13 protein-coding genes are annotated in these 18308 nt (G+C 52.5%); 6 read left to right on the top strand and 7 right to left on the bottom strand.

Annotated features, from left to right (window positions below; translation table 11 throughout):
- The first annotated feature begins 382 nt into the window (after positions 1–382).
- Entirely contained in the window at positions 383–1990 is a 1608-nt protein-coding gene (locus tag P1X16_RS24700) for an Rne/Rng family ribonuclease (RefSeq protein WP_245121187.1), read from the top strand.
- Between the two features lie 93 nt (positions 1991–2083).
- Here the strand turns inward: P1X16_RS24700 and P1X16_RS24705 are convergent, their stop codons facing one another.
- Entirely contained in the window at positions 2084–2749 is a 666-nt protein-coding gene (locus P1X16_RS24705) for a porin family protein (protein ID WP_277234813.1), read from the bottom strand.
- Between the two features lie 107 nt (positions 2750–2856).
- On the opposite strand from P1X16_RS24705, the gene gldB reads away from it, so the two are divergent.
- Together gldB and P1X16_RS24715 are read left to right on the top strand one after the other, a co-directional pair.
- A complete protein-coding gene (gene gldB / locus P1X16_RS24710; RefSeq protein ID WP_277234814.1) occupies positions 2857–3873 on the top strand; it encodes a gliding motility lipoprotein GldB in 1017 nt (338 codons plus the stop codon).
- Positions 3874–3965: 92 nt separating this feature from the next.
- Positions 3966–5177: a glycosyltransferase family 4 protein gene (locus P1X16_RS24715; RefSeq protein WP_277234815.1), complete on the top strand. Its 1212-nt coding sequence runs from the start codon at positions 3966–3968 to the stop codon at positions 5175–5177.
- 33 nt (positions 5178–5210) lie between these two features.
- Here the strand turns inward: P1X16_RS24715 and nth are convergent, their stop codons facing one another.
- From nth to P1X16_RS24730, 3 genes are all read right to left on the bottom strand, one after another.
- Complete coding sequence (gene nth / locus P1X16_RS24720) at positions 5211–5918, bottom strand: endonuclease III (protein ID WP_277234817.1); 708 nt, start codon at positions 5916–5918, stop codon at positions 5211–5213.
- A 172-nt stretch (positions 5919–6090) separates the two neighbouring features.
- Complete coding sequence (locus tag P1X16_RS24725; protein WP_245121197.1) at positions 6091–6321, bottom strand: hypothetical protein; 231 nt, start codon at positions 6319–6321, stop codon at positions 6091–6093.
- On the bottom strand, positions 6260–6895 hold the full coding sequence (locus P1X16_RS24730; protein WP_245121199.1) for a sigma-70 family RNA polymerase sigma factor: 636 nt from the start codon (positions 6893–6895) through the stop codon (positions 6260–6262). The genes P1X16_RS24725 and P1X16_RS24730 overlap by 62 nt, the downstream gene beginning before the upstream one ends.
- Positions 6896–7612: 717 nt before the next feature.
- On the opposite strand from P1X16_RS24730, the gene P1X16_RS24735 reads away from it, so the two are divergent.
- Entirely contained in the window at positions 7613–8923 is a 1311-nt protein-coding gene (locus P1X16_RS24735) for an MFS transporter (protein WP_277234820.1), read from the top strand.
- Positions 8924–9052: 129 nt separating this feature from the next.
- Here P1X16_RS24735 and P1X16_RS24740 read toward each other — a convergent pair whose 3' ends face one another.
- Positions 9053–10534: an alpha/beta hydrolase gene (locus P1X16_RS24740; protein WP_277234821.1), complete on the bottom strand. Its 1482-nt coding sequence runs from the start codon at positions 10532–10534 to the stop codon at positions 9053–9055.
- Between the two features lie 407 nt (positions 10535–10941).
- On the opposite strand from P1X16_RS24740, the gene P1X16_RS24745 reads away from it, so the two are divergent.
- Together P1X16_RS24745 and uvrA are read left to right on the top strand one after the other, a co-directional pair.
- Positions 10942–11433 carry a GDSL-type esterase/lipase family protein gene (locus tag P1X16_RS24745; protein ID WP_277234823.1) on the top strand — a complete coding sequence of 164 codons (492 nt, stop codon included), beginning with the start codon at positions 10942–10944 and terminating at the stop codon, positions 11431–11433.
- Between the two features lie 145 nt (positions 11434–11578).
- The gene (gene uvrA / locus P1X16_RS24750; RefSeq protein ID WP_277234825.1) at positions 11579–14416 is read left to right on the top strand and encodes an excinuclease ABC subunit UvrA; all 2838 of its coding nucleotides are present in this window, start codon (positions 11579–11581) and stop codon (positions 14414–14416) included.
- Between the two features lie 77 nt (positions 14417–14493).
- Here the strand turns inward: uvrA and P1X16_RS24755 are convergent, their stop codons facing one another.
- Both P1X16_RS24755 and P1X16_RS24760 read right to left on the bottom strand, forming a co-directional pair.
- The gene (locus P1X16_RS24755) at positions 14494–15639 is read right to left on the bottom strand and encodes a PepSY-associated TM helix domain-containing protein (protein WP_277234827.1); all 1146 of its coding nucleotides are present in this window, start codon (positions 15637–15639) and stop codon (positions 14494–14496) included.
- Between the two features lie 104 nt (positions 15640–15743).
- Positions 15744–18218, bottom strand: coding sequence for a TonB-dependent receptor (locus P1X16_RS24760; protein ID WP_277234829.1), 2475 nt, complete (start codon positions 18216–18218; stop codon positions 15744–15746).
- Positions 18219–18308 lie beyond the last annotated feature (90 nt).

The raw sequence follows: 18308 nt of genomic DNA on the forward strand, positions 1-18308 counted from the left end.
ACGGATTGATGAAAGAGCTTTTTGCCTCTAATTCAGTCTCTAACATGCTACCATCAGCCATCGGCAAATAATCATCATTCAACCATTTAACCCATCACAACATGCCCTGCGGTAAGAAAAGAAAGCGTCATAAGATTGCCACTCACAAGCGGAAGAAGCGTCTGCGCAAGAACCGTCACAAGAAGAAGTAAGCCTTCGGGGTTTGCTGGCGGGTTTTCGTGCTAGAAAACATCGTCTATCTCTCATTTTGTATCCCCGAGAGTGGCTGTTTATTCGCTTTCCCCGAGGCTTGCAAGGGAAGCCGGTGCTACGTGCACCGGCTTCCCTTTGCCGGTTTGGGGCCCGCGGGCCATCGATCAGGAGTACCTAACAACCTAATCCATTGAGTAACGAATTAATAATTAATTCTACTCAGGAAGGAGAACGGATTGCCCTGCTCCAGGACAAGCGGCTCATCGAATATCATTTCGACCGCAACGACACCAATTATTCGGTGGGCGACATCTTCCTGGGCACGGTCAAGAAAGTTATGCCCGGTCTGAACGCTGCGTTCATTGACATCGGGTACGAAAAGGATGCGTTTCTGCACTACGGCGACCTAGGCGAGCAATTTCCTTCGCTTAGTAAGTGGGTGCGGGGCGTACAGTCGCAGAAAATTACGGTTGGCGCACTGAAAACTTTTGGTCTGGAAGGGCCATTAGACAAGGTAGGTAAGGCTGCCGATATACTTAAGAAGGGCCAACAGATTGTGGTCCAGATTGTAAAAGAGCCGATATCAACCAAAGGGCCACGCCTCTCCACGGATATTTCCATGGCAGGGCGCTACTTGGTGTTGGTGCCGTTTTCGAATACCATCAGCGTCTCGAAGAAAATCGTGAGCAAGACGGAGCGGGAACGGCTAAAGCGGCTGATTGCCTCCATCAAGCCCGATAACTTCGGTGTCATTATCCGAACCGTAGCCGAAGGACGGGAAGTGGCTGAACTGGACCGCGACATGCAAAGCATGACCAGCAAATGGGACCAGTTATTCACTGCTTTGCGCACGGCCAAACCGAACGACAAAGTACTGGGCGAACTAGGCCGGACCAGTTCCATGCTGCGCGACATGCTCAACGAGTCGTTTGATGCCATTACGGTGGATACGCCGGCTCGCTACGAAGAAATGCGTGGGTACTTAGAGCAGATTGCCCCAGATAAGATCGGGCTGCTCAAACACTACACCGGAAAAGTGAAGGTGTTTGAGCACCTCGGGATTGAAAAACAGCTTAAAACACTGTTTGGCAAAACTGTGACGGTACCAGGCGGTGGCTACCTCGTAATCGAGCACACAGAAGCGCTGCACGTTATCGACGTAAACTCGGGCAATAAAAGCAACCAGGAAAGTGACCAGGAAGCTACGGCTTTGATGGTGAACATGCTGGCTGCCAAAGAGGTAGCGCGTCAGTTGCGTCTGCGCGACATGGGTGGCATTATCGTCGTCGACTTTATTGATATGAAGTCGGCGGAGAGTCGCAAAAAGGTGGAAGATGCCGTGCATAGCATCATGAAGCTTGATAAAGCGCGCTACACCATCTTGCCTATCACCAAGTTTGGTTTGTTGCAAATCACACGGCAACGTGTGCGCCCAGCCGAGAATATCGTCACGGGTGAAGCTTGCCCAACTTGTGGTGGCACTGGTAAGATTTCCGCTTCAATTCAAGTGACCGACGAAATCGACAATAGCATCGAAGATTTGTTGGTGACGCAGAATCAAGCGGGTATTACGTTGTACGTGCATCCCTTCCTGCACGCATATTATACCAAAGGATTGGTGTCGAAGCAGATGAAATGGTATCTGAAGTACTACAAGTGGATCAAAGTAGTGAAGGATACGAGCCTCGGCCTAACTGATTACCGTATTGAGGACGAGCAAGGGGAGGAAATTGAGTTGCACTCTGCTGCTGCTGCAATGGCCCGTTTGCAAGACCGCGAAATTGAAATAACTGACTAACGGAACGTTCTGCGACGACTCCTCCTGACAGAAGAAAAGCCCGCGTTGCTCGAAGCAATGCGGGCTTTTTCCCGTTTTCAAAGCAACACTTTCTTAAAACTTGAGACCCAAGTCCAGTGCAAATTCGCTGTTTTTGAGAGTCACATCAGAAAAGTTGCGCTCGTCTTCGAAGTAGTTGTCAATGTTTAGTAGGCCCCGGTGGTAGCTAAGACCAGCAAAAACTTTCGTGCTTTGTCCTAGCTGATATTCGGCACCGAAACCTAGTAGCACGGCAGCATCGGGGAGGATAACGTAATCAAGGGCTTTATTTTCATTGCCAGTAACCGGGTCGGTAAAGCGCTTGTTGCCGTCAATTTTTCCCGCAATAGCGCCCCCGAAAGAGCCACCTAATTGAAAGTAGAGCTTGGTGTCCGTAGCAACGTCGTTCGTGAAGAGCTTCACCGTAACGGGTACTTCCAGATACTGAACACCAATTTTTTGCTCGTAGCGGGCTCCTTGATCGAAATAGCTTATCGTGCCACCTTTGCCAACGAGTTGTAAACCAGTGCTGAAAGCATAGTTTTGCCCGAAAAAGTAATCAACTACGAGGCCCCCACCAATAGCTACCTTACTGCTTTCGTTTTGAAAGCTTGACGACGAGGGAGACTCAGCGCGCAGGTTCGTGATGGAAGGCGAGAGTTTCAGGCCGATTTCAACCTGTGCTGAAGCAGCACCAGCCGAAGCTGCCACAGTTAGTAGTGCTAAAAGTAATTTTTTCATGGACAATCCGAATAAACAGTATGGCTTACTAAAGCCAGGCCGCCTGGCGTTTGGTTTTAGGCTATTTTCGCCTCAAAGATAGAAGCGTGTTCTACAATCCTACTTATATGCGTCCCACTCTTGCTGCTCTATTAGGGTTTATTGTTGCGATGCTCACGGCGTGTAGCCGGGACCAGAGCACCTGTGAAATCAACCCTGAGGTAGCTAACGTAAGCGCCCCGGTAGAGTTGGAGCGGTTAGAAAAACCGTTTTTTCAAATCAAGAATACAACCGACGCCAAACGCTTTATTACGCAGCATCCTTTGTTTGCCAACCAGTTTTTGCAGCGGCGGCAATTTCCCACCGACGATGTGCTAGCTAGTACGCTTACGAAGTTGGCGACTAATGCGGGCCTGCAACAACTCGGTCTCCAGACCGATAGTACCTTCAAAGATTCTGAGAAATTGAAAGGCGAGCTGCAGCGCATGTTTCAGCATGTTCGCTACAACTTCAAGGATTTCCAGGTGCCCCCCGTCAAGACCTTCGTGACAGGGCTAAGCCAAGACATGTTTGTCAATGACAGCCTGATGGTGCTAGGCTTAGACTTCTTTGTAGGACCTGAAGCACGGTACCGTCCCAACGTCCCAGATTACATCTTGCGTCGGTACCGGCCTGAGTATGTACTGCCTACTGCGGCGCTAGCTATTAGCAGCAAATACAACAAGAAGGAGCTGACTGATCAGACCATGCTTTCGGACATGATTCAGTTCGGTAAGTCGCTCTATTTTGCGGAGCAGGTGCTGCCTTGCACCCCCGATTCCATACTCATTGGCTATACCAACAAAGAGCTAGCCGGCGTGCACTTCAACGAAAGCAAGGTGTGGGCGCATTTCCTAGATAAGAAGCTGCTTTACACCACAACACCTTTCGTGGTACAGAAGTACGTGGGGGAGCGGCCTAATATTCCTGAAATCGATAAAACGTGTCCGGGCCGGGTTGGCGCTTGGTTAGGCTGGCAAATTGTGCGGAAGTACATGACCAACAATCCGAACGTGACATTAGCGCAATTGATGGCCGACAAAAACGCGCAGCATATTCTCACTGATTCACGTTATCGGCCCAAGCCACGCCGGGCCGAACGGTAGAGGACAAGTACGTGGCTGAATAAGGTAGCCTGTGTTCAGAAGAGAACATGCTACTGGATTCCGCTGCCCTCATAACACATAACTGCCATTGCGTGCATATTGCCGTTTTCAGTCAGTATCACACCAACCCCGACTGTCCGGCGACAAGTCGGCATTATGCCTTGCTAGCGCATATTGCCCGCACGCACCGCGTTACGCTCATTACTACCCGTACCTGGGAGCAGCAACGCTTAACGCAGGAGTTTCCGTGGCTGCCCGAAGGGGTTGAAATGCGGGCCGCTGAAGTGCCGTATCATAATAAGATGGGTGTGCCGCGCCGAGCGTTGGCTTTCGGGCAGTACGCAGCATATGCTCTGCGCGAGGGGTTGCGCATTGACAAGCCCGATGTTATTTGGGGAATCAGCACACCTCTGACGGCGGCTTGGGCCGCCGCCCAGGTGGCTCGTTGGCGCCGCGTACCGTGGGTATTTGAGGTGCAGGATTTATGGCCTTCGTTTCCGGTGGCTATGGGAGCTGTGCCTAGTGTATGGGCCCAGAAGCAGCTGTTTGCTTTAGAAAAGAGCTTGTACCAGTCGGCTCGTCACATCCTGCCCTTGTCGCCGGGTATGGCTAATTACATAAGCAGTCTAGGTATTTCAGGGGAAAAGCTAACCACTGTGCTTAATGGTACTGACTTTGACTTGGCGGCTCGTGCCACCGATGTCACCGTAGCCGATTTGCGTCACGAGCTTCAACTAGAAGGCCGGCGCGTAGTCCTATATGCAGGCACTTTCGGGCGGGCTAACAACATTCCTATGCTGATTGCCGCTGCGGTAGCCTTAGCCGCCACTTGCCCGGAAGTAGTGTGGTTGTTTATGGGACATGGCTACGACGAACCTCTGCTAAGAGAGGCTGCTAGCCAGCACCCGTTTATTCGGCTGGTGCCTCCGCAACCGCGCCATGCAGTATTCGCATGGTTTAAGCTAGCGGATGTGTCGGTCGTATCGTTCCTGGGCCTGCCTGTGCTCGATGCGAATTCACCTGCTAAACTCTACGATAGTTTGGCTGTGGGAACTCCTGTAATTGTGACCAATAGCGGCTGGACGCGTGACTTCGTCGAAGCCAATAGATGTGGGTGGTACTCCCCAGCTGATAACGCACAGGCGTTAGCAACCCAGTTAAGTAGGTTATTCAAGCATCCCGAGCTACTACAAGCCGCCGGTAAAGCCGGGCAAGAAACAGCAGCCAATACCTTTGACCGTCAGAAAATTGCGGTTATTATGCAGAACAGTTTAGAGCAGGCAGCTATACAAAAAAGACAATAAAAAGGTGTTGTACTGCCAAGAGCTACTTTTATACTAGGTTGTACTAGTTGGCGTGCCATTTCTCTTTATTTCGGGCAGTGAGGCAGGTTTAGCTGCCACAGCTACATTCGTTGCGTAGTACTTACACCAGCTAGTAAGAGGGCAAATAGCGCATTTAGGTTGACGAGCTACGCATATGTAGCGGCCATGTAGAATCAGCCAGTGGTGTGCCTTAGGAATCAGTATTTCGGGGGTGTGCTTTACTAATGCTTTCTCCACAGCAAGGGGTGTAGTAGCAGTGCGAGGAACTAGGCCTAAACGGTGCGATACCCGAAACACGTGCGTATCCACAGCCATAGCAGGCTGGTTGTAAATCACGGATACCACTACATTGGCCGTTTTGCGGCCCACACCAGGTAGCCGCTGCAACTCATCAATACTGCTAGGTACCTCGCCACCGAACTCTTCGGTCAGCATCCTGCCAAGCCCCGCTAAGTGCTTCGCCTTGTTATTCGGATAGGAGACACTTCGTATAAAGGGAAATATGTCTTCAGCAGTAGCGGCAGCTAGATGAGCAGGGGTTGGGAACTGCTCAACCAAAGCGGGCATCACCTGATTTACGCGCTTATCGGTGCATTGCGCGCTTAGTACCACAGCTACAATCAACTCGTATGGGTTAGCGTAGTGCAGCTCCGTTTTGGGCTCCGGAAAATTGGTAGTGAAGTAGTCTATGAAATGGCGAAAACGCTCAGTAGTGCGCATGGTAAAGTAGCTAAGCCAAGGAAGTAACTGAAGCAATAGGCAGCCTGCCAAAGGAGGCGTCATTCAGCTAAGTATCCAGAATAAAAAACGGAACACTGCGAAGTTACCGCATGGTAAGCTTCGTGGTGTTCCGTTTACTGTTTGCCCGGCTAATTAAGTGCCCTAGTATTCGCTAAGCCGAGCGTAAAAAAGTACGCGAGTACTGTAGAATAGCGTCGGTGCTGCGTTGGCGCGGCGCACAGGCTAGAGCATCTAGCGTGCGTTGGGCCAAAAGCAGATCGGCACAGGCGACGGCCAACTCCGGGTCGTGCGCCAAAGCTTGTTCTACTTCCTGCTGCTCATCAGCTGGCAATTCGTTGTACACGTACCGGAGCAGCTTCTCGTTGGGTAAGGTTTTGATCATAGAGAGTTGGTTGTACGGCCATCTTCTTCCGAAGGTTGATCAGCGCATAACGCATCCTTCCCAGCGCAGTGTTGATACTAACCCCCGTTGCATCGGCAATTTCCTGGAAGCTCATGTCGCCGTAGTGACGCATTACGAGTACTTCCTTCTGGGCCGCTGGCAGGTCCTGTATCAGTTCACGGAGTCGGGCGTAGGTCTCTTCCCGGGTCAGAGCAGATTCCACTCCCTCTTCGGCATGCGAGAGGGTATTGAAAGCATGGCTCGTTGTGTCGAGGTTGAGCAGCGGGCTGCGCTTCTCGCGACGGAAAAAATCGATGGCCAGGTTGTGGGCAATGCGGCAGATCCAAGAAGAGAACTTTCCCTCTTCGTTGTATCGACCACTTTTCATGGTGTGAATAGCCTTGATAAAGGTATCCTGCAGCAAGTCATCGGCCACATCCTCATCACGCACAATCAACATGATGGTGGTGAAAACGCGGGCTTTATGACGTTCGAGCAATTGCGCGAAGGCTTCTTCTTTGCCGGCAATATATAGTGAAATCAGAGCGGAGTCGCTCGGCTGCATGGTTTCCATAAAGGCTACGAATAAGGGAACGTAGAGCTTCAAACCATATTGCGTGATTACCGGTGAATTTTCTTAGATGAGCAAAAGATGAAGATTTCCTTCTGTACCAAATGTAGAGAACTGCCGGGGCAAACACAATGCCTAACCAGCGTTAGTTGAAAATATTTTTTCACATTGTGAAACCTTTTTATATAGAATATAAAATCAACTATGTTCTGTTGCACCAGATTAATTCTTTTCAATTATAGGTGCAGGCCACAACAGGAGGTAATATTGTATTAACTTAATTAATATACCCAAGCCCTTAGTAGTTCGTCTAGGAAAGCATATATACCTATTGGCGTGCGTTATATGCAATATTTAATACACGGCGGTACTAAAGTACTAGGCGAGCAAGCAGTGTTTAGTGGTAGAAATCTCATTCTGCTACATGATGTAGGCAGGTGGCCATATGCCGGAAGATTCGCATTCAAATAGTGTGTTGTTAATGCCCTGAAAAGCATGTAAGCAACAGGCTAATAATACGGCAAAAGCCTATTTAGCTTGTTTTCAAAAGAAGTTGCTTTGCTACTAAATGTCTGAATAGTTTTCTCTTTACAGTCTAATAGCTGAAGTCAAATTTGATGGCACTTTTCTAGAAGAGCTGCCAAGACTTGAACTCGGAAGTACGGACCTCGTTTTAGAAGCTAGCCTTACTTTTAGGTTTACAGTCGCTGTTTCTATTCCATGCCCACTGCTACTCCGCGCCATGACCCCTATGCGGCCTTGCGCTTACCAGAATTTCGCCGCTTTGTTTCAGCCCGGGCGTGTATGACGCTAGCCACTCAAGTGCAAGGAGTGGCAGTGAGTTGGCAATTATTCAAACTTACCGGTGATCCACTAGCCTTGGGCTTGATTGGGTTGGCCGAGGCTATTCCTAGCATCGTTGTGTCGCTTTATGCTGGCCACCTTGCCGATTCGGTACGTCGGAAGAATATTATTGTGGCAATGGTAGCTGTACTGGTGCTATGCTCGGTGGCTTTGTGGCTGCTGGCGAGCCCAACAGGTTTACCGATCTTGACAGCCGGAATTAGTTTCGGAGTGCCGTTGGCTGGACTCGTTGTAGTAAAAGCATTGCCGCTCTACGCCGTGATATTTGTGAGTGGTGTGGCAAGAGGTTTTCTAGGACCCGCTGTGTTTTCATTTATGCCACAGCTTATGCCAGCGCGTGAACACCTTGCCAACGCTATTACCTGGAACAGCACCACATGGCAAACGGCAGCAGTAGTAGGACCGGCTATTGGCGGCTTGTTGTTTGCCCACTTTGGTATGTCGGTTGCCTATGGCGTCGATGTTGCTTTGATGGCTCTTTCGCTTCTGTTGTTTATCAGCATTGCTGGGCGGCCATTACCTGTCACGGAAGGGGAAAAGCTCAATCTAAAAGAGAGTGTCCTGAGCGGGATGCAGTTTATTTTCCAAAACCAATTGGTATTGGCTGCTCTTTCGCTCGATCTTTTTGCGGTGTTATTTGGCGGGGCAGTAGCCCTACTGCCTGTCTTCGCCGATAAAGTGCTGATGGTAGGTGCCGAAGGACTAGGCTACTTGCGGGCTGCTCCGGCAGTAGGTTCGGTGCTGATGGCGGTGTCGTTGACGTATTTTCCGTTGCGACGCAAGGCGGGTCTTAAGTTGCTGTGGGCAGTGGCAGGGTTTGGGGTGGCTACTATACTATTCGCTTTGTCAAGTAGCTTCTGGCTTTCGCTGTTCCTTCTATTTATGACAGGGGTCTTCGATTCAGTATCTGTTATTGTCCGCTCCACCCTCATTCATACCTACACACCAGAGTATATGAAGGGACGGGTGTCGGCAGTCAATAACATCTTTATTGGTTCATCCAACGAAATTGGCGCTTTCGAGTCGGGGGTGGCCGCGCGGCTCTTAGGTGTGGTGCAGTCGGTAGTATTCGGTGGAGCTATGACGCTGTTGGTGGTAGGAATTACAGCTTGGCGGGCTGATAAGCTGCGACATCTTGATTTGACCCCAGAGCCAGTGAAAGCATAAACTTGTTTGCTGCAATTAACCGCGCAGAATCAGGCGTAGCGTCTCAATGCCATTACCGAAGAAGCCCCAACTGCCAGCGCTTAACGCGGCAATTGGGGCTTCTTCGGTAAGAATGACTCGGATTAAAGCCTAACGACTGGCTTGCGGCTTAGCTGCTTGTGCCTCACGACTCATTTTGCTGGCTTTGGTGGGGGAAGTCCGTTTCACTGTAACGGGCACGGCACCTGGTTGTGTGGTGCGGGCAGCTATCCACTCGCGCATCATTTCTAGCGCTTTGGGCGAAAAAGTGGGCTGTTGCTCGCCATTTACTATGGCCCATTCTTCCTGTATGGGTTGTAGCCAATGGTTGACGCCCGGAATCTTTTGCGTTTTTACGTCCCGGCTATTGCGCAAGCCCCGGCGGAGCATAGCCAAGTTGCCGCTGGCTTCCACTTGCAAGTCGTTGGAGCCATTGAGGGCGAGTACTGGGCATTTTACGTCTGCCAGCTTGCGAGCGGGCTCGAAGTCGATAAAGTAGCGGGACCAGGGCGAAGTGAGCTGGATAGCGCGAGCACGCGCCATATGTGGATCGAGGTCGGTGTTGCTGTTGCGCAGCGTCGAGGCTACTTTGCTGCGAGCTAGGGCGTCGTTTGGCGTCTGCCGAATGATGTCAATCATCTCTACGTGCAGTGCCAGTGCTGCTTTCACTTGTGCGGGATTGGCGCCAATAAGCCGCATGATTTCTAACTGCTGCTGCACTAGCACGTGGCGTCCTGGTAGGCCATAGCCTGCCAACGATACTACAAAAGCTGGTTTGCCTGCATTAGCGTCAGCGGCCGCTAGCAGGGCTACGTTGGCCCCTTCGCCATGACCAATGAAGCCAACTTGCTCTGGATTAATGAGATTCTGACTGCGCAAGAAGCTCATGGCCGCCTGCGCATCGCCCACCATATCGATGGTAGTGGTATTGAAATAGCTGCCTTGCGACTTGCCTACACCACGGTCGTCGAAGCGTAGTACGGCGATGCCGCGGCGCGTTAGATAGTCAGCCAGAATGCTGAACATGCGATATTCCTGCTCACCGGCGTCGCGGTCTTGTGGGCCCGAGTCGGAAAGGAGTACAACTGCCGGAAAAGGGCCTGGACCGGCGGGAACGGTTAGTGTGCCTGCGAGACGCAGCTTAGCGGCGGCATTCGTGAAATTGATGTCATCTTCGCGGTACGGGGGCGTTAGGCGAACTTTGCCCGATGCTGCAGTGGCCGAGCCTGCGCGCTGCATCTCCAACGTCCCTGACAAACCGGGTTGCTTCCAGGCTCCAGCCAGTATGGCTCCGTCCTTCAAAACCTTGCCTTTAAAGCTACTACCTGCTTGCTCGATTTGTAAGCTAAGGTCATTGCCTTTCAATACTACTTCGACCGGCATGCGGTAGATGCGCTGCTGCGGTACGTCGAGCGCAGCGTAGTAGGTCCCGTTGGTCAGAGGAACTATGGTAACGATAAGTTCGAGCGTACCGCCAGGTACTTTTAATGGACCGCGCCATTGCCCGTTCAATACTATGGGGCCGCCTGCTATAGCTGGTAGGGTTACTACCATGAGGCAGAAGAGAAAGAAAGCTTGTAATCTTTTCTTCATAAAGTTTTATAATACAATACTTAGATCGTCAACCAGAGCGATATAAAGCCGAAAATTACCAAATTATCAGCACTATACAGGTACTGGCTATGGCGAAATAATTCAATATTATTAAATAAGTGCAGTAATGCCCTGAAACAGCATCCGTTGACTTTATAAAAACTTAACAGCTACCTTGACGCCCGTCAAAACGCGCCCTTATTGATATGCTGAATTTAAGATTTCAACGGTGTGGCTTTCTCTGTTTGCTACTAGTGCTATCGGTGCTTAGCAGCTTTGGCCAAGCAACTATTGAACCAATCAATCCGGAGCAGTGGAAGGCTGAATTGCAGAATTTCAGCCGGCAGGATAGTTTACAGAAGCCACCAGCAGCGCCTTTGCTATTTTACGGCAGCTCGTCCGTCAGAATGTGGGAAACACTTGCCACAGACTTCAAAGGCCGCCCAGTGCTAAACCGCGCGTTTGGAGGCTCGCGCTTTCCTGATGCTATTCACTTCTTCGATAAGCTTGTAGTGCGTTATCGGCCGCGGCAGGTAATACTGTATGAAGGCGACAACGATATTGGGGCCGGCGCAACGCCTGCTCAGGTATATGACTCGTTTTTGCAATTCGAAAAGCTAATGCGAGAGAAACTGCCTGAAACAGAATTAGTATTTCTGTCTATCAAGCCAAGCATAGCACGCTGGGCATTGTATCCTAAGATGCAGGAAGCTAATTCTCTGATCAAGCAATACATTGAGGCGCACCCGCAGCGGTTGCGTTTTGCAGATGTGGGCACGCCTATGCTCGGGCCCAATGGCCAGCCACGCCCCGAGCTATATGTGAAGGATGGCTTACACATGACCCTGGCCGGCTACAAAATCTGGACACGGGTGCTGCGGCCATACTTGAAAAAATAATTGAGTGTGAAGCTACGCGGCATTGGAGTGTTAGAAGGGCTTCTGTCAAGAATGTGCGCAACCTCCCGCTTGTCGCGCGTACCTTCGTTGTAGCAAACCACACCCACTGGAAACCAAACCCCCGGTTGTGGCTGTTACCCCGTCTATGGCCGAAAATTCTGCTTTGCAAATGGCTGCCCCAGCGGCCGACCCGATTGACCAACTCGACCCGCGCGAGTTCATCCTGATAAAAAATGCCCGGGTTCATAACCTGAAGAACCTGAGCGTAGCGCTACCGCGCAATAAATTCATTGTGGTTACGGGCCTATCGGGCTCGGGCAAGTCGTCGTTGGCGTTCGACACGCTGTACGCCGAAGGGCAGCGGATGTACGTGGAAAGCTTAAGCAGCTACGCCCGTCAGTTTCTGGGTCGTATGGACAAGCCCGATGTTGATTATATCCGGGGTATTTCGCCGGCTATTGCCATCGAGCAAAAGGTCAGCATCAAAAACAACCGCTCGACCGTCGGCACCAGCACCGAAATCTACGACTACCTAAAGCTGCTGTTTGCGCGGGTGGGCCGCACCTATTCACCGGTTAGCGGGGAGCAGGTGCGCAAAGACAACGTAGCCGATGTAGTGGACTACCTTATGCAGCTACCCGCCGACACGCGCGTGATGCTGCTGGCTCCTCTGCTACGCGCCGACGACAACCGGCCCATGAGCAAGGAGCTGGATTTGCTGCTGCAGAAAGGATATTCGCGGGTGGTAGCCAACGGTGCTACCGCCTTCATAGAAGAACTGATTGCTGCTGGCCAGCCCGAAGTAGAAGGCGACGTATTCATCATGATAGACCGGGCGGTAATCCATCCGGGCGATGAGGACTTGATGTTCCGGTTATCGGACTCGGTGCAAACGGCGTTTTTCGAGGGCCACGGCACGTGCATTGTGAAGCTCGACGACGAAACCCGCACCTTCTCCGACCGGTTCGAGCTGGACGGCATGGTGTTCGAGGAGCCGAGCGTCAACTTCTTCTCGTTCAATAACCCGTACGGTGCCTGCCAAACCTGCGAAGGGTTTGGTTCGGTGCTTGGTATTGACGAAGACCTGGTGATTCCCGACAAGAGCCTGACTGTGTACGAAGGCGCCATTGCTCCTTGGCGCACCGACAAGCAGAGTGAGTGGCTGAAGCCGTTGCTGAAGAATGGGATTCGCTTCGATTTTCCAATTCACCGACCTTATAACGAGTTGAGTGAGGCCGAGCGGACCTTGCTCTGGAAAGGCAACAAGTACTTCGACGGCCTCGACGACTACTTTAAATGGGTGGCTACCCAGACGCACAAAATCCAGTATAGAGTGCTGCAAAGCCGCTACCGTGGCCGTACCACCTGCCCAGACTGCCGCGGTACCCGTCTGCGCAAAGACGCGCAATACGTGAAGATTTCCGGGCAGAGTATTACAGATTTGGTGCTGCTGCCGGTGAGCCGGGCTCTGGAGTTTTTCCAGAACCTGAACCTCGAAGAACACGACGCCAAAGTGGCCGAGCGCCTGGTAACTGAAATCACCAACCGCTTGGAATATCTGAACCGCGTTGGGCTAGGCTACCTCACCTTGAACCGACTCAGCAGCACGCTGTCGGGTGGGGAAAGTCAGCGCATTTCGTTGGCTACCTCGCTTGGGTCGGCGCTGGTGGGTTCGATGTATATTCTTGATGAGCCAAGCATTGGCTTGCACCCTAAGGACGCCGAGCAGTTGATTGGCGTATTGCGCTCCTTGCAGCAACTCGGCAACACCGTGATTGTGGTGGAGCACGAAGAAAAGATGATGGAGGTGGCCGACCAGATTCTCGACATCGGCCCCGAAGCGGGCAGTGGCGGCGGCAACCTAATGTTCCAAGGTACCTACGATGATCTGCTAAAGGATACCGACACGTATACGGGCCAGTACCTGAGTGGCCGCCTAGAGGTGCCGGTGCCAAAAGTGCGTCGTACTTGGCGCAATGTGCTGGAACTAACTGGTGCCCGCGAAAACAACCTGAAGAACGTATCGGTGAAGTTCCCGCTGAACGTAATGACGGTGGTAACGGGCGTATCGGGTTCCGGCAAGTCCACACTGATTCGGCGGATATTGGCGCCGGCGCTGCTCAAGCAGCTTGGCGGTGGCGCGGGCGAATCGACTGGTAAGTTTGACCGGCTGACTGGGGTGAACGGGCAGGTGACCCACGTAGAGTTTGTGGACCAAAACCCGATTGGTAAAAGCAGCCGCTCCAACCCTGTAACCTACGTGAAGGCGTACGATACCATCCGGGCGCTATTTGCCGACCAACCCTTGGCCAAAGCTCGCGGTTTTAAACCTTCTCACTTCAGCTTCAACATCGACGGTGGCCGCTGTGAGGTATGCCAGGGCGAAGGCCAGGTGAAGATTGAAATGCAGTTCATGGCCGACATCTTCCTGACGTGCGAAAGCTGTGGCGGCCGCAAGTTCAAGCAAGACATCTTGGACGTGAAATACCAGGATAAAGGCATCGACGAGGTGCTGGACATGACCATTGCCGACAGCATCACCTTCTTCCAAGGCCAGCCGAAGCTAGTAGAGCGCCTCAAGCCACTCGATGATGTAGGATTGGGCTATATCCGGTTAGGCCAGTCGGCGAGCACGCTGAGCGGTGGGGAAGCCCAGCGCGTGAAGTTGGCGTCCTTCCTAACCAAAGGCGCCACGCTGCAGCAAGACAAGATTCTGTTCATCTTCGACGAGCCAAGCACGGGCCTACATTTCCACGACATCAACAAGCTGATGACGGCTATGAACGCGCTGGTGGAGCAAGGCAACTCGGTGCTCATCATCGAGCACAACATGGACATCATCAAGTGTGCTGACTGGGTAATTGACCTCGGCCCCGAAGGCGGTATTAACGGTGGCCACTTGCTGTTCGAGGGCACGCCCGAAGACATGATAAAGCTCAAGGATACCAACCATACTGCACGGTTCCTGGCGGAAAAGCTGTAAGCCTACAGTACACCAAAGCAAATGGCCTGACTACATAAACGTTGTCAGGCCATTTGCTTTTTACTGGACGGTAAACGTTATGCTGTTACTACCTGCGCTGCGGGCTGTTTGGCGCGTTTTGCTTTATTGCGGCGGCCCCACCAGATAATCGTGCCCGTAACGGGTAAACTAGCGGAAATCAGGCTACCTAGAAAGGCGACAATCTTACCCCCAAATCCCAGGATCTGCCCGGTGTGAAGGTCGTAATTCATGTCGGAGAACTTGGTGCCGGCGCTTTTGGTAGCGTGAAAACGGGACTCCAGTAGCTGGCCGGAAATGGGGTGAAAAGCGTATTCGTCGCGGTAGTAGTAATGGAGTGCCTTTTGGTAGGTCCAGCAATACGCGGGAGTTTTGCCCGTGCCAGTTGGCCCAATGAGTATCATTTCGTTGGTGGGCGAAAGGCGGCGTACGTTACGATACACGATGTCGGATAGCGGCTGGCGGGCGGGCGTAACAGTTTGCAAGGTGTCAAGCTTGGTGGTCATTATCTCCGGGGGAGCCGCCTTGCCACCATCCACCGCAAACCTAATTGTCTCCAGCATCCAGGGGAAAATCATGAACAGGCCAGAGAGGGCCAGCACCAGCCCAATGCTGGCCGCGTAGAAGCCCAATACGTTGTGCAAATCGTAGTTGACGCGGCGCCAGCGGGCTCCCCACTTGATGGTGAAGCGTTGCTTGCGTTCCTGCTTGCGCTTCGGCCACCATAGCACCAAGCCCGTGAGCAGCATTACCACGAAAATGGAAATGCTGATGCCCACCACCCATTTAGCCACTGCTTCGGGCAGCAGCAAGTGCATGTGTATCTCCTGAATGATGGTGAAGAAATGCGTGCGTAGGTTTTGCTCCTTTAGTACCTGGCCCGTGTAGGGGTTCAAATAGATCTGAATGGGCAGGCCGGCTTTATCAATGAAAAACACAGTCGCCGAACGGTCGGGAGCGAAATAGGTGACCCACGCATCGTTCATACTAGCACCCGGATGATACGCCAGCGCGGCTGCTTTTAGCTGCGAAGGCAGTACCGGCGCTGCCTGCTGCACGTCCACCTTACGCCACGGCTCCGTCAGGTCTCGGATATCATCCTGGAAGGTGAAAATGGCTCCCGTGATGCTCACAATAAACACCACAAGCCCGGACGCTAGTCCGAGCCAGAGGTGCACTTTACCGACGGCTTTCTTGAAGGTCATAAGAGAAGAACGTGGAAGGTGATAAAACCGTGCAAGCGTCAGGAGCGGCGTACCGTAGTGCTAGCAACTCCTGACGCTTGGTTGGTCAACGGGCTTGTGGCCGCTTAGAACTTGTAGGCTACGCTTCCTACGAAGCTGCGCAGCTTTTGCGGGCTCATCGTGGTATAGCCAATCCAGTAATGCTCGTTGGTGAGGTTGTCTAGCTTAGCCGACACGCGGAACTTAGGCTGGTCATAGAAGATGCTAGCGTTGAGCACCGTGTAGGAGGGCAGGGTAAAAACGCTGGCCGTTGTATTCACAATCTTGTTGTCGCTGGCGTAGTTGCCGCCCGCGCCCAACCCTAAGCCTTGCAGCGTACCTTCCGACAACCGGTAGCTCAGCCACAAGTTGGCCAGGTAAGGCGACGAAGCCGTGCCCGGACGCCGACCGTTTACGTCTTCGCTGGTGCGCGTGAGCTTGGAATCGTTGTAGCTAAAGCCAGCCACTACGTTGAAGCCCGGCAGCGGATTGGCAATCATGCTTAGCTCTACACCCTTGCTCAGTTGGGTGCCGTTCTGCGTCTGGGCTTGCGGATTGGTCAGGGTAGGAGTGGCGCGCAGGATGTTCTTCACCCGAATGTCGTAGTAGCTCACGGTAGCGCTGATTTTGCCGTTGGCTGCATCCAGCTTCACCCCACCTTCCACTTGGTTGGCTTGTTCGGGCTTGGCAATACGGGCCGCATCAGACGGAACCTGGTCAACTCCCAAGTAGGCACCGCGGTTGATAAAACTGTTCTGGTAGTTAGCAAACAGCGACACCTGGTCTAGCACCGGCTGAAACACCACGCCAAACTTCGGCGAAAGGGTAGTTTGCGAGTAAGCCTTCACGGGCACATACAGAATACCACCTTTGTTGTCGTAATGGTCGAAGCGCAGGGCCGCCAGCACGCTGAGCTTTTCGGTTAGGTTGAGCACATCGGAGACAAAGGCGCTGTAGGTGTTCGACTTGGTAGTGACGGGGTAGGTCGACTTGGTGGCTTGGCTGTTGTAGAACGCCGTTAGAGAGTCGCCGTTGAATCGGCTGCCGTAGTTGTAACCTGGCACATTAAGCGGCACTACGTCGCCGGCACCCCCGAAAAATTGGATGTCGGAGTCAACGCGCAGAAAGTCCAGGCCCAGCACCACGCGGTTGCGCAGGTTGCCTACTTTGAAGTCACCGTTGAACAGCTGCTGCGCTTCAAATACTTGATTGCTGCTGTTGTTGGTCGACTGATCGGCGCGCGCTAGGTTGCGCGTACCAGGGCCAGCCGTGGAATCGAGGGCCACATCGGGTAAGAAGTAGAAGTACGGGCCGAAGCCGTTGGAGTAGCTGTGGCTGGAAGTCAGGTTGGTGGAAGACGTGAAGCCCGGCGCAATCTGATAGTTCACCTGTCCAAAGAAGTTCGCGCTACGCGACTTCTGCGTGAGCCCGTTGCCCATGTAGGAGTTGCGGTAGTCAATAGGGGCTTCATCGGCCCGGTCGAAGCCTAGCTGGGCTGCGGGATAATAAAAGAAAATCAACTGCTTACCAACGTTGCGGCTCTGGTATAGCTCGGCATCCAGGTTGATAGTCAGGCGGTCGGTGGGGCGGAACGTCAAGCTGGGAGCCACGGCCAAGTTCTTGCCGAAGCCTTCATTCTGGAAGTTGTCTTCGTAGTTGTAAGCCGTGTTTAGACGGAAAGCAAGTGCCTTGGGCTTGTTGTTAGCAGCCGTAGGGTCTACTAGGTTCACGTCGGCGCTGATGCGGTGGAAGCCGTAGCTGCCGCCCGCTACGCTCACCTCGCCCCCAAACGAATCGGTGGGGCGTTTGGTCACGCGGTTGAGCAAGCCGCCGTACGACGTGAGCGAGCTGCCGTAGAGCGTAGCCGATGGGCCTTTAATTACCTCTAGCCTTTCCAGGTTCACGGCATCAATGTCGCTGGTAACGTTGCCGGCAATGCCGTTGCGTAGTTGGCTCGATACCACGAAGCCGCGGCTGTTGTAGAAGCTGCCCCCGTCGCCGGCGCGGCCTGTGGCTTCCCACATGCGTTGCACACCCGGCGCATTGCGAATAGCATCATCCACGGTGAAAACCAACTGCTCCTTCAGCAGTTCCTTGCCCACCGTGGCATACACCTGCGGATTCTCCAGGTTTTTCAACGGCATTTTCGATACGTACTCCGACTCCTTGCGCGCAAACTTGTTGATGGCATCCCCCTCAACTACTACCTCATTTAGCTGCTCGGTATTCTCGGTGAGCTGAAAGTCTTGCGTGCTCGTTTGGCCCGCTACTACCTGCACGGGCCGCTCCTGCGTCGTGTAACCTACGAGGCGCACACCAAGCGTATAAGTGCCCGGCTGCAAGCCAGTTATGCGGTAATTGCCACTGTTGTCGGTATTGGCGCCTTTGCTTGTGCCTTTGAGGCCAATGGAAACTCCCACTATAGGTAGTCCTCCAACGGTGGTGATATGGCCTTGCACAACTCCTCTTTGTGCATGGGCCGCTAACGAAAGAGTGGAAAGTAACAAGACAAGCAGAAAAGCTAGCTGCTGACTTGTTGTACGTGAGGTAAAAGATTTCATGCGTGTTGCAGTAGGTTATCGACTGCAAAACTCGGGAGTAAATCCGACTATTTAGAACATTTATAAATAATATTTAGATGAAATTTAAAT

Origin of the sequence: Hymenobacter sp. YC55 (assembly GCF_029433095.1) — a bacterium.
Lineage (GTDB): Bacteria > Bacteroidota > Bacteroidia > Cytophagales > Hymenobacteraceae > Hymenobacter.

What these genes read in the sequence shown, in the direction of transcription:
- P1X16_RS24725 (WP_245121197.1), bottom strand. Translation starts at nt 6,321, where the DNA reads ATGATCAAAACCTTACCCAACGAGAAGCTGCTCCGGTACGTGTACAAC.
- gldB (WP_277234814.1), top strand. Translation starts at nt 2,857, where the DNA reads ATGCGTCCCACTCTTGCTGCTCTATTAGGGTTTATTGTTGCGATGCTC.
- P1X16_RS24745 (WP_277234823.1), top strand. Translation starts at nt 10,942, where the DNA reads ATGTGGGAAACACTTGCCACAGACTTCAAAGGCCGCCCAGTGCTAAAC.
- P1X16_RS24760 (WP_277234829.1), bottom strand. Translation starts at nt 18,218, where the DNA reads ATGAAATCTTTTACCTCACGTACAACAAGTCAGCAGCTAGCTTTTCTG.
- P1X16_RS24730 (WP_245121199.1), bottom strand. Translation starts at nt 6,895, where the DNA reads ATGGAAACCATGCAGCCGAGCGACTCCGCTCTGATTTCACTATATATT.
- P1X16_RS24735 (WP_277234820.1), top strand. Translation starts at nt 7,613, where the DNA reads ATGCCCACTGCTACTCCGCGCCATGACCCCTATGCGGCCTTGCGCTTA.
- P1X16_RS24740 (WP_277234821.1), bottom strand. Translation starts at nt 10,534, where the DNA reads ATGAAGAAAAGATTACAAGCTTTCTTTCTCTTCTGCCTCATGGTAGTA.
- nth (WP_277234817.1), bottom strand. Translation starts at nt 5,918, where the DNA reads ATGCGCACTACTGAGCGTTTTCGCCATTTCATAGACTACTTCACTACC.
- uvrA (WP_277234825.1), top strand. Translation starts at nt 11,579, where the DNA reads ATGGCCGAAAATTCTGCTTTGCAAATGGCTGCCCCAGCGGCCGACCCG.
- P1X16_RS24755 (WP_277234827.1), bottom strand. Translation starts at nt 15,639, where the DNA reads ATGACCTTCAAGAAAGCCGTCGGTAAAGTGCACCTCTGGCTCGGACTA.
- P1X16_RS24705 (WP_277234813.1), bottom strand. Translation starts at nt 2,749, where the DNA reads ATGAAAAAATTACTTTTAGCACTACTAACTGTGGCAGCTTCGGCTGGT.